General features: G+C 39.6%; 7 protein-coding genes. 4 read left to right on the top strand and 3 right to left on the bottom strand.

The features are described from left to right. The first annotated feature begins 10 nt into the window (after positions 1 to 10). The 3 genes from QNI22_RS20565 to QNI22_RS20555 all read left to right on the top strand — a co-directional run bounded on the left by QNI22_RS20565 (position 11) and on the right by QNI22_RS20555 (position 4575). Positions 11 to 892, top strand: coding sequence for a hypothetical protein (locus tag QNI22_RS20565; protein ID WP_314513573.1), 882 nt, complete (start codon positions 11 to 13; stop codon positions 890 to 892). An 82-nt stretch (positions 893 to 974) separates the two neighbouring features. Then, positions 975 to 1376, top strand: coding sequence for an OsmC family protein (locus QNI22_RS20560; protein ID WP_314513572.1), 402 nt, complete (start codon positions 975 to 977; stop codon positions 1374 to 1376). 589 nt (positions 1377 to 1965) lie between these two features. Then, the gene (locus QNI22_RS20555) at positions 1966 to 4575 is read left to right on the top strand and encodes an ABC transporter permease (protein WP_314513571.1); all 2610 of its coding nucleotides are present in this window, start codon (positions 1966 to 1968) and stop codon (positions 4573 to 4575) included. A gap of 26 nt (positions 4576 to 4601) precedes the next feature. Here QNI22_RS20555 and QNI22_RS20550 read toward each other — a convergent pair whose 3' ends face one another. The 3 genes from QNI22_RS20550 to QNI22_RS20540 form a co-directional block, all read right to left on the bottom strand. Then, positions 4602 to 5771: a cytochrome c gene (locus tag QNI22_RS20550; protein ID WP_314513569.1), complete on the bottom strand. Its 1170-nt coding sequence runs from the start codon at positions 5769 to 5771 to the stop codon at positions 4602 to 4604. A gap of 182 nt (positions 5772 to 5953) precedes the next feature. Then, on the bottom strand, positions 5954 to 7573 hold the full coding sequence (locus QNI22_RS20545) for a M81 family metallopeptidase (RefSeq protein ID WP_314513567.1): 1620 nt from the start codon (positions 7571 to 7573) through the stop codon (positions 5954 to 5956). A 177-nt stretch (positions 7574 to 7750) separates the two neighbouring features. Then, a complete protein-coding gene (locus QNI22_RS20540; protein ID WP_314513565.1) occupies positions 7751 to 8629 on the bottom strand; it encodes a hypothetical protein in 879 nt (292 codons plus the stop codon). A gap of 563 nt (positions 8630 to 9192) precedes the next feature. On the opposite strand from QNI22_RS20540, the gene QNI22_RS20535 reads away from it, so the two are divergent. Beyond that, positions 9193 to 11922 (top strand): glycoside hydrolase family 78 protein, encoded by a 2730-nt coding sequence (locus QNI22_RS20535; protein WP_314513563.1) that lies wholly within the window; start codon positions 9193 to 9195, stop codon positions 11920 to 11922. Positions 11923 to 11960 lie beyond the last annotated feature (38 nt).

Genomic DNA, 11960 nt, shown 5'->3' with positions numbered 1-11960 from the left:
GTAAGTAAATATGTGTAAACGTTCTGAAAAGGCTAATGTGATAATGATACGAAGCTGTTTTGTCTTATTGCTACTAGGACAGTTTATCTCCTGTTCTTCACTGGATAGGTCCACTTCTATTCCTTTCAAATCGAAAGCTATTTCTTTTAATCCGCCTGCAGATGAATTTAAATTTAGTGAGCGATTATTACTAGATAAAATCCCACTAACAATTATCCGAAAACATAAAATCAAATCTGTCACTCAGGAAAGGGTATCCATTGATGGGGGTAAAGAAAATGTTATTTTTTCGTTCATAGAGAAATTTGATGAAAATGGGCATAAAATCTATGAACAATGGTCTGCTTGGAATGGAGGGCCTAACTATAAATATGAGTCGGATGGTGACAACAAACTTTTATCTGTAGCACTAATTGACTCAACTGATAATATGTTAGGAGAGATTAAGTATACCTATGACAAACAAGGAAAATTGCGAAAGATTGGCGATTATAAGTTAGAGTACTATGCGAATGGTTTAGTAAAAAGTATAGAAGATAAAAGTGAAATAGAGAAGTATAAGTATGATGAGAATGGCAATCTGGTTCATATCAACTTTAATTTACTACCTGGTACAGTCGCTTGTGGAAATCGAATAACGGAGTGGAAAGGTGAATATAATAATCAGAACCAACTAATTAAAGAGTATAGAATAGGTTTTCCTGATCATATTACAAACGACATTCACTATTCAGAAACGGGTACCATTGTTTATATGAACACCACCTCAAACTTTGATAACCATACTCATGTAGATTATAGGTATAGGGAAGGCATTTTAACCGAACGAAAAACCTCTGATAAGAAAGGAAAACTTCTATTTATAGAGAGATATACCTATGAGACATATTAGCTTTAGTTAAAGTTGTTAGTATTTGTTTGATAGTTAGATGGTTATGGGTATTTTGCGAGTACGCCAAATTAAATCCTGCCCTATGATCATTTCTGCTACTATCAGGAACAGTAATCAGGAAAATGATATTACAGTTTCTACAAACACTAATACCAAAGAGGTTTCTATTCCAGGCAAGACAGACGGTCGTGGTTCTTCTGTCAATGGGGGAGAACTTTTGTTTCTAGCTCTGGCCACTTGTTTTTGCAATGATGTTTACAGAGAAGCTGCCCGAAGAGAAATGCAGATAGAGCTGGTGGAAGTAACGGTTTCCGGAGAGTTTGGTAAGGAAGGAGAAGCTGGCTCAAATATCACATACACTGCCTCTATTCAATCATCCAATAGTTCTGCTGAGAAAATTAAAGACTTGATTTTGCATGTGGATAAAGTGGCTGAAATACATAATACATTGCGAAAAGGTGTAAGCGTTTCACTGAAAGAATAACTTAGCACTTGTTGAGTCTTGTAAATAGATCTATTTCAGGGGTTGGATATTGCGTCAAATACCTGTTTTCTAAAATGCGTATTTACACTCTTTCATCTGGATTGCAGGCTTTATAAATTTGCCTATCATCATGGTGCTATTCAACGGTCTCATGAAAGATTATTTATATGTAGCCTAACACCTGCCAATCAGGAATAAACAAACATTTTTTGTAGGTGGAATACTTATTAGCTTGATTATTCCTGATTGTTTTTAGTAAAGATAATTTCGTCTTTGTTAATCATAGTTATACAACCTAAAGGCCTCACTGTTTCAGTGAGGCCTTTGTGATATAATAGCTGATTACTCCTGTTTTAAAACGGACATTTACTGTCCAATACCGGACAGAGTATAGTGTCTTGTATTTTGAAAAACCTTCTTTCTAGTTCTATTTGGACGCTTTTCCTTTTTGGCAGACCATTTGTTATACATTTACATAACTAATGGTATTGCCTGGGGAGAGTAGTTTAGTATCTGGTTTTGTTGGATAGTTGTTTAACTCCAGGCTATAACCTTAACAAGTGCACTCTGATTTTTATCTCACTATAACATGAAACCGAAGTCTGTTGTGCAGCCACCACGGTGGGCTACCCGCTTATTACATGTTTTTTGTCCTACTCACCTGCTTGAGGAGGTAGAAGGCGATCTGGAAGAATTGTTTGAGCAACGCATTCAATACATGGGACAGACGCAGGCCAGGTTACGATATGTGACAGATGTACTTAGCCTGATGAGACCATCTGTCATTAAACAATCTAAAGAACGTTCCACTATACTCTATACCAATATGCTTCGAAATTACCTGACTATTGCTTTTCGTAATCTCACCAAACAAAAAGGTTACTCCTTCATTAATATTACAGGTCTGGCAACAGGCATGGCAGTCGCGATATTGATCGGACTCTGGATATATGATGAACTTTCTTTTAATAAACAGTTCAAGAACCATGAACGGATTGCTCAGGTCTGGCAGTTTGTTTCGTTCTCAGCGGAAAAATCTGCCTATGATGTAATGCCCATTCCGTTAGGGAACGAATTACGTGAGAAATATTCAGATTTTGAAGCAGTGAGTCTGGCTGTTAGACGAGGGGCCATCTTAGCCTCTGGGGAGAATCAAATAGCCAGACAGGGGAGATATACAGAGCCTGATTTTATACAGATGATGTCTGTTCCGGTTGTGAAAGGTACAAGCTTTACCGCTAAAGATGTGCATGTTATCTTGCTGTCTGAGTCTACTGCACAGGCGATGTTCGGTACAGAAGATCCTATTAATCAAGTTGTGAAGATAAGCAACAAAGAAACGGTAAAGGTGATTGGTGTATACAAAGACTTTCCTTATAACAGTGATTTTTATGAGGCATCGTTTCTGGCTCCCTGGAATCTGTTTCTGTCAACAGATGAAGGGGCAAAGCAAGCAAAAGATCAATGGGACGAAAATTCCTATCTGATCTATGCCCAACTGAAACCCGGAGCAGATTTTGATCAGGTGTCTGCTAAAATAAAAGACATTCGCATGCGAAAAGAGGATCCTCCAGCATATAAACCTGAGTTTTATCTGTATCCTATGGATAAATGGCATCTCTATTCTGACTTTGAAGATGGTGTAATTGTGGGTGGACTCATTGAATTTGTGTGGTTGTTTGGTATTATCGGAGCCTTTGTTTTGCTACTAGCCTGTATCAATTTTATGAATCTCTCCACTGCCCGTAGTGAGAAGCGAGCAAGAGAGGTGGGTATTCGGAAAGCTATTGGTTCTGTTCGGGGACAGCTTATTGTCCAGTTTTTCTGTGAATCTTTGTTACTATCCTTACTGGCCTTTGTATTAGCATTGGCGATTGTATTGTTTGCATTGCCATTGTTTAATCAGATCGCAGACAAACAGATGGCTATTCTCTGGCTGAATCCCTGGTTCTGGTTAGTGGGAATTGGATTTAGCGTATTTACCGGATTGATAGCAGGAAGCTATCCAGCTTTATATCTGTCTTCCTTTAATCCAGTTAAGGTCTTAAAAGGAACGTTTCGGGCTGGGCGCTGGTCTGCTATTCCTCGTCAGGTATTGGTTTCCTTTCAGTTTACGGTTTCCATACTATTAATCATTGGGACGATTATTGTTTTTCGTCAGATCGAACATGCAAAAGATCGTCCTGTAGGATATACCCGCAATGGACTTATTGAAGTGAGTATGAATACACCTGATCTGAAAGGGCATTATGATGCTTTGCGAACTGATCTGAAAAATACAGGTGTGGTTGCTGAAATGGCTGAAGCAAATGCGCCTATTACTGTACAATATGGAGGCACAACAGATATATCATGGAATGGGAAAACCCCGGATATGCATCCGTTGGTAATGGTGAACCAGGTAACACATGAATATGGAAAAACCATTGATTGGCAAATCAAGGAAGGCCGTGATTTTTCCAGAGAATATTCTACAGATTCGTCGGCTGTTATTTTGAATGAGGAAGCAGCAAAACTCATGAATTTTAAACATCCGATAGGGGAGAGGGTGAAATCAAGTGGGAAGGAATTTATTGTGATCGGAGTAATTAAAAATCTGATTAAACAATCTCCTTTTGAGTCGCCTGATCCTTCAGTTTTTATACTGAATTACCGGGCAGCTAGTATTGTTACCATTAAACTAGCCCCTGGATCAAATGCTGCAGATGCACTTCCAAAAATAGAAGATGTTTTTCGAAAATATAATCCGTCTGCTCCCTTTGAATACAAGTTTGTAGATGAAGAGTATGCCCGGAAGTTTTCGCATGAAGAACGTATTGGTAAACTAGCTGGGATATTTGCCAGTCTGGCTGTGCTAATTAGTGTATTGGGCTTATTTGGCCTAGCTTCGTTTGTAGCTGAACAACGTACCAAAGAAATTGGTATCCGAAAAATATTAGGAGCTACAATGGGTAGTCTCTGGCAGTTATTAACCAAAGAGTTTGTCGTGTTGGTGCTCATTTCATTTGTCATTGCCACGCCAATTAGCTGGTATTTTCTTAGCAAGTGGTTGCAATACTATGAATACCGTACCTCTATTTCCTGGTGGATTTTTGTTGTTACTGGTGCAGGTGCCTTATTACTTACAATCCTGACCGTAAGTTTTCAGTCTATCAAAGCCGCATTAATTAACCCTGTACGTGCGTTACGCAGTGAATAATTTTATCTCTCATGCATCTGAATAGATTATTCAGGTGCATGGGTTTGACCAAGCATTTCCAAATACTGTATAAGTACTGGATATTGCTCTTCCGGAATGATATTTTCAAAAGCTGGCATTTGGGTATTACCAAAGGCTTTGGGATTCTGAATATATTTCTTTAGTGTTTCATTATCATATTTGTTGAATGCTTGTGTGAGGTCAAAAGGACTTTTACCATCAGTACCATGACATGACTTACAGGAATAGTTTGTATATAGTTCTTTTCCTGAATAACCATCTCGTAGGTTGGTATCTTTCCGTTTTACGTTATTATCAATAGGGGGGATTGATTTGAGGTAGGCATATATTGAAGACACTTCATCCTTTGTAAGCTCTGAATACAATGGCATTGGAAACGCAAGAGCCTGATTGTTTTTCGAGATACCTTCCTGTAATGCCTTTCTGAGATCTTCCTCTGTCCAATTCGCGATACCTGTTGCATGAAAGGTAAGGTTAGGTGACTGAATAGTTTTATTGTCAGCACCTTTCATTCTGTTTCCTCCTCCCATGTATCCTTTTGATTTTTCAGGCTCAGCAATGTTCAGAGACGGATAGCTTTTGGAGTGACAATGAAAACAGGCCAGATTATCTACCAGATACCTCCCTCTGCTTATTTTGTTTGCTGATAACTTCATACTGGCTTGAGTAGGATAAGGAAGTGGTTTGGACATACTGATACCGAATCGTCCTATGGGTGTATATTTTGTTTTACCAGGATTTCGGGCAGAAGCTTTAACCAGTGTATCATCTGACTGGAGGTAGGTAATGATAGTATTCAGATCTTCATCTGATATATTGGGACGTTTCATGTAAGGCATCAGTTTACCTGTTCTGGAAATGCCGGTTCGTATCAGGTACGCAAGTTCGCTGGCTTTGTAGCTACCTATACCTGCTTCGGTATGTCTGGTAATGTTACTGGCATATATATGTCCGAGCATTTCGGGAGAGTCTTCGAGTTTCTTACCACTATAATCTTTGGTAGAGGCATTATAGTGGCAAGGACCACACATCAGCATAGTCAACCTCTTTCCTTCTGTAATGGACACTTGAGCGGGTTTATAAGTTATCTGTTCTACAGGATAGTAGAGTTTACAGGCTGTCAACAAGGTAGCACAGCAAAGTGAAAAAATACCTGGGAATGAAAAGTATCGCATAAATGTAGTGATCTTATTATCAAATCTAAGAAAACTAATACCAGAGATAGGTGAGTAATCTGTATGAAATGTGTGTTTTGTGAGATGAGTTGTTTGGGTCAATAAGAGGGGAGGGATACATATAAATGAACAAAGCTCTGCATTATACAGAGCTTTGCAGGAATAGTAAACTAATAAGGTGATTATAACTTATCAGAAGCAGGTACCAGTTTTGCAGAAAGATCTGGTGTTTTCATATTTTTATCCAGTGGGAACATTGGACGTTGGATGCGTTTATAAGGTAAACGTTCCAGATTCTGATCTACACCTCCTGGTGTAAGAGCCAGTATCCAGTCTGCACGCATGGCATATAGCTCTGGTTCCAGGTAGCCAATTTTCACTACTACGATATCGGATTGGCGAGGTGCAAGACCCAACCGGGTAAAATCAATCTCTTTGTGGTAAGGCTTGCGCTTTTGGGTTACAATAATAGAGACACTACCTACTTTTACTACTACCTCCACCTCTGCATTGACATCGCCGCGTTCGATTGCAGTTACTGTTCCGACAAGATGTACAGGTGGTGCGTACCGGGCGTCTACTACTGCTCCTGCATATCCATCTACTTTTCCCCCCACACCTGCTTCAATGGCTTTTTTTACCAATTCAGGTCCGGGAATAGAGGCATAAATCAGAGAAGGTCCTTTTTCGGTTTTGAATTCTGGTCTTTTCAGAATTTCCTGTAATGTCCAGGTTACATCTCCTGCACCACCTGCTGTCGGATTATCACCTGAATCACTGATAAAAAAGGGATGCTTGGGACTTTTTACTGCTTTGTCCAGACTTTCTTTTAAAGAACCTGTGGGTGCTACAAAGGCAAAACCGGATCGGGCATCCCAGAAACTTTTAGCCAGCTGTTCTGCTGTATGTGTAACTTTCTCTTTATCATCACCTGTTACCATTACAACAGCATGGTTACGTGGTTCGTCTGCCCATGCATACCCTACCCATATCGCGGCATCAATAATACCTTCTTGGGCTGCAGCTGGTGCAACTGCTTTGTAAATAGTTTTGGCTGGTTCAATGCGGGTACTTGTTTTCTCTCCGGGTAGTAAAACTGGAATAGGTATCCAGGCTTTATAGGTAGGTTTTCCTTTGCCACTTTCTAGTCGCTTCAGGAGATTTTCCACTGCACGTTGTTTTGTCTCCATAGCATCTTCATGTGGCGCCATACGATAACAGGTGATAAGGTCTGTATTCTGTGCTAACCGCCATGACACATTGCCATGCAAGTCCATAGAGGTAGAAATTAGTGTTTTGGTGCCAATAACTTTTCGGATTCGGGTAATAAAGTCTCCTTCCGGATCATCGAGACCTACTACACTCATGGCGCCATGTATATCCAGAAAGAGACCATCATAAGGGCCATTTTTCTGTAAGGAATCCAATGTCTTTTGTACAAGTGACTCATAGGCTTCTCGGGTAACAGCACCTCCTGGCAATGATTTACCGAGTAATGTAGGTATCCAGACTGCTCGTTGTCTGAGAGGAGAATCTGTAGTAAAAAACGGATAGTAGGCAAAAATAGCAGCTCCATATCTGGCATGAAATGCTTCTTCATGCGTAAGTGCGGGAGAAAAAGTACTTGATTCAATCCCTAGGCCAGCAATAGCAATACGTGGTAATGCTTTTGCACGACCTTTCTCTGATTGCAGTTTTTCGGTTTGTTTGGCAGCTATAAAAGATGTATTCTGCTGAAATGAGAAAAACACAGTAGCAATTAGAATGCAGCTGAGAATAAGTAAAAAAGATGCGTGTTTCATTATAAAATAATGGCAAATGGATAATATAAGTAGCTTGAGATTGGAAAATACACAAAAGATGGGGAATATAATACGTATAGGGAAGGAATCTGCGCGTAAACAGAGGGAACATAGATAGGAATAGAAGAGATGTCTCCTATTCCTGAAGAAGCTGAGAAAGTTTGTAAAAGAATAGTATTATCTGAATGATACGACTAAAGTGCCATATTTACCAGTAAATAGATCTTTGTATTCTTCAACTGCTGAGAATTTCAGCGACAACCCTGCTAGGTCTGCTGTATGTCCGGGAGCTAGTACTGCTTTATAAAAATACATATACGCAAAAAGTGCATTAAAGATCTGCATAGTAGAGTTACCCTGGTCCGGACGTCCTTTGAAGGCAAACTCGGGTAGCCCAAAATTGTGGTTTCCTTTCGTTACAAACCAGATGGTGTTTTGGTCCAGAATATATTTGACACAACCTCCTGTCCAGGCAATCCATGACATGAAAGGCATGGATTTACCAGCCAGCAGATCCTTTCGCTCCGATTCGATAGCCGAAAGAAAATCTATCGGATGGGCAGTCATAGCAGATTCCTGTATAACGCCAATAGCCTGATTGTCTTCTTCCTGCAGACAGCCTATACTCTGATAGAGGCGGTCATACTGAAGATGTGGAGATACAGTGGTGCTACGGTAAGTAAGGAAAATATGTGCCTGGCTCTGGTAAAATGTTTGTTTGGCTTCTTGTGAAAAGTGACAGACCTGCAATACTGTATCCAGAACATCTTTGGGATAAGAAAAGTATAATCCTGCCAGTATAATCTGGTCTTCTTCCAAACTTAGTAAGGCTGTCATTCCTTCCAGATCTGCAGAGCAAGAAATAGCAGAGACAACACCTCCTAATCGTTTCTGAATGCGAGATTCCAGTGATTTTGCATCAAATTGTGGAATAGATTCATACAGTAGCATACAAGACGTGCCTGAATCTTTTTCCTTTTCACCAGATTCTTTTTCCAATACTTGTCGTTTTGGTGTATTTTCTTTAGTACCAAATAATTTTGAAAATAATCCCATAGTTGATTTATATATAAATGAATTTGGTAAAATGTAGTTGTTCACTACTATCTAGTCTTTTTCTTCACCTTTTTTTTGTCTTCTGAAAGGCCCCTGCGTTGTTGTCCTTCTGGAAGAATCTTTTGACAAACAAAGTTATGTTTGCTTTCTGTGAGAAAAAATGCACTCTAAATCCAGCGTCCGCTGGTCTTTTCACAAGATCCTTACAGGAGGACAAAGAAGAGTACCTACACAACAGGATAGTAGCGTAAAATTTTTTATCATATTTTGTCGATAGATGGAGTTTTACTAAATCTTAGCACTGATAGTGCTTTTGAGTGAAAGTTTGACAATAATACTCGGAAGATAGCTAAAAGCTATGTATAGAATACTGTTATATATTATGTGGGATAAACGTTGTATATGTGATCTAAAAGGTTGTGCAATACTGCCTTTTAAGTTATTGTTTGCGATTTAGGAACAAATCAGGTGCGTTTTGGGTGTCGTGGTACCTATATAGCAATAACATTTGATAAAAGTCTGTGCATTTTAATAGTCTACGTTCTATCATCTATTTATTATTAATGAAAAAGTATAACAAACCTATTTTGGCAATTTGTGTTCTTATTGTAGTTTTTTCCTGGTTTCCACTATTGTCCAGAGCTGCAAATTTTCCAGGAGCAGTCTCTTTAAAATGTGAATATCTGATTAATCCAATTGGGATTGATGCTATACATCCCCGATTAACCTGGCAATTGAATACTGATAAGCGAGGTGTTCAGCAAACAGCGTATCGTATTCTGGTTGGGACAGATTCGGTTGCTGTTAGCAAAGGTGAGGGAAGTATATGGGATTCAGGTGAGAGCAAGGGCGATGTACAATTGGTAGCATACAGTGGGAAATCCTTAACTCCTTTTACTAAATATTTTTGGTTGGTGGAAGTGTGGGGCAGAAACCATGAGAAAATAGGCTCTTCTGCTGTTACTTCTTTTGAAACAGGCATAATGGATTCCAAAAACTGGCAGGGTGCATGGATTAGTGATGGACATGATGTAACACGAAAACCTGCTCCGTATTTCAGAAAGACATTTGAGATCATTAAGAAAATAAAATCTGCACGAGCTTACATTGCGGTTGGAGGATTATATGAACTCTCTATCAATGGCAAAAAAGTTGGAAACCATCGACTAGACCCCATGTATACACGATTTGACCGCCGGACTTTGTATGTTACCTATGATGTAACCTCTCATCTGCAGAATGGGAAAAATGCAGTAGGTGTATTATTAGGTAATGGTTGGTATAACCATCAGTCTACAGCTGTATGGTATTTTCATCAGGCCCCTTGGCGTGGTAGACCTACCTTCTGTCTGGATATGCGGATTACCTATGAAGATGGATCGGTTGAAACCGTATCCTCAGGTGCAGACTGGAAAACTTCGTTGAGTCCTTTGATATTTAATAGCATTTATACCGCTGAACACTATGATGCTCGTCTCGAACAACCAAGCTGGAATACTGCTGCTTTTGACGATTCAAAATGGAACGAAATAGAACTTCGGGCTGCACCTTCACAAAATATCGTTGCACAGGTATTGCATCCTATCCGAAATGTAGAAACCATCCCTGCAAAAAGTGTCAAACGGCTGAATGATACTACCTATGTCTTTGATCTGGGACGTAACATTGCCGGAGTAAGTCGAATACAAGTAAAAGGCCCATCTGGTACTGTGCTACGACTGAAACATGGTGAACGCTTATATCCTAATGGACATGTAGACATGTCAAATATTGATGTACACTATCGTCCAACAGATCAGTCTGATCCTTTTCAGACTGATATTTTTACATTAAAAGGTTCAGGTGAAGAATCGTTTATGCCTTACTTCAACTACAAAGGATTTCAGTATGTAGAAGTAACCAGTACCACTCCTGTTACACTGACACAATCCAGCCTGACAGGATATTTTATGCATAGTGATGTACCTGTGGTAGGTACTATCAAATCTTCAAACCCGGTAATAGACAAAATTAGCTGGGCTACCAATAATGCTTATTTATCTAACCTGTTTGGCTATCCTACAGACTGTCCGCAACGCGAAAAAAATGGCTGGACTGGAGATGCACACATTGCTATCGAAACCGGATTATATGGATTTGATGGAATTACGATTTATGAAAAATGGCTGGCTGACCATCGCGATGAACAACAAGCCAATGGCGTATTACCTGCCATTATTCCTACCAGTGGCTGGGGATATCAATGGGCCAACGGACCCGACTGGACCAGTACTATTGCTATTATTCCCTGGAATATTTATTTGTTCTATGGTGATCCCCGGTTGCTAAACGATTGCTATGACAATATTAAACGATATGTCAATCACATTGAGCAGATGAGCCCTTCCGGACTTACCTCCTGGGGATTAGGAGATTGGGTGCCTGTGAAGTCACAGTCTCCGGTAGAGTTAACATCCTCCATTTATTATTATGTAGATGCTTCTATCCTGGCTAAAGCTGCCAATATATTGGGTAAGTCTGATGATGCACTATACTATCAGGCACTGGCAACAAAAATCCAGAATGCGATCAATGCCAAGTATCTGAATAAGGAAACCGGAATCTATGGCAGTGGACTACAAACCGAGCTAAGTGCTCCTCTGCAATGGGGAATAGTTCCGGAGTCACTCAAAAGCAAAGTAGCTGCTAATCTGGCAAAACGGGTTGAGGCTGATAATTTCCATCTGGATGTAGGCTTGCTGGGTACAAAGACATTATTAAATGCCTTGAGTGAAAATGGATATGCAGATATTGCCTATAAAGTTGCTGCTCAGGAAAGTTATCCTTCCTGGGGTTGGTGGATTGTAAATGGCGCTACTACACTATACGAAAACTGGGCTATTGATGCTCAGTCAGACATTTCACTGAATCATATTATGTTTGGAGAGATTGGAGCCTGGTTGTATAAAGGTTTAGGAGGTATAAAGCCAGATCCTAAGCAACCAGGTTTTAAAAATATACTATTGGAACCTCATTTCACAGAAGGATTGAATCAGTTTGAAGCAACACATGAAAGTCCCTATGGAAAGATTGCGTCTTCCTGGAAACGATCAGGAAAAAAGATTACTTATCAGGTTGTTGTACCACCTAATGCAACTGCTACATTGACACTTCCTATAAAGAAGGGGAACAAGATATACGAAGGTAGGACACAGATAAAAGTAAATTCTCAGGATATCACAATTGTAAATCTATCCGAAAATCAAGCCAATTATCAACTGCAGTCTGGTAATTATCAGTTCGAGATTCGATGAGTTTATAAAATATACCGGGAATAAAAAAATAAAATCAC

Source organism: Xanthocytophaga agilis, from assembly GCF_030068605.1.
GTDB classification, from domain to species: domain Bacteria; phylum Bacteroidota; class Bacteroidia; order Cytophagales; family 172606-1; genus Xanthocytophaga; species Xanthocytophaga agilis.
The sequence above is the reverse complement of the archived record's forward strand: the minus strand, read 5'-3'. Positions and strand labels throughout refer to the sequence as shown.